General features: G+C 78.4%; 1 protein-coding gene. It reads right to left on the reverse strand.

What is annotated here, in order from left to right; all coding sequences use genetic code 11:
• On the reverse strand, positions 1-509 hold a 509-nt coding region (locus GXW76_RS25545; RefSeq protein WP_408904416.1), incomplete at both ends, for a hypothetical protein.

Here is a 509-nt window from a genome sequence, read left to right on the forward strand (position 1 = left end):
ACCCGCAACGGCCGCCCTTCCGGCCAGGCGGCGACCAGCGCCGCGATCGCCGCCTCCATCACCGTGGCGAGGCGCGCGAAGGCCCCGGCCTCGGGCGGCGGCGGGGCGGCAGCGCGGGATTCACCGGCGAGGGCGGCGGGCAGCGCCTCCGCCGCACGGGCGAGCCAGGCCATGTCGAGGGCGAGCCGCGGCTGCTCGGCCAGCACCGAGCGCCAGATTTCCCCGGGCGGAGGCAATGGCTGGTCCTCGGCCATGCGCCAGCCGGAAGGGGTTTCCTCCGCGAAGCCGGACTCCGTCAGTCCGCGCCACAGGGCGCGGCGATAGGGCGTGGCGAGCGGCGGCGCGGCAGGCAAGGCGGCGATGGCGGCGGAGGCGGTGAAGCCTTCCAGCAGCAGCGCGGCCTCCGTCATGTCGGCAGCCGCGTCCGCCGCGCGCGCGGCTTCGAGCGCGGCTTCCCCATCCACCGGCGCGGGCGCGGCGGGCAGCGGCGCGGCCGGCATGGGATCGAG

The organism is Neoroseomonas soli (genome assembly GCF_018129065.1).
GTDB classification, from domain to species: Bacteria; Pseudomonadota; Alphaproteobacteria; order Acetobacterales; family Acetobacteraceae; genus Neoroseomonas; species Neoroseomonas soli.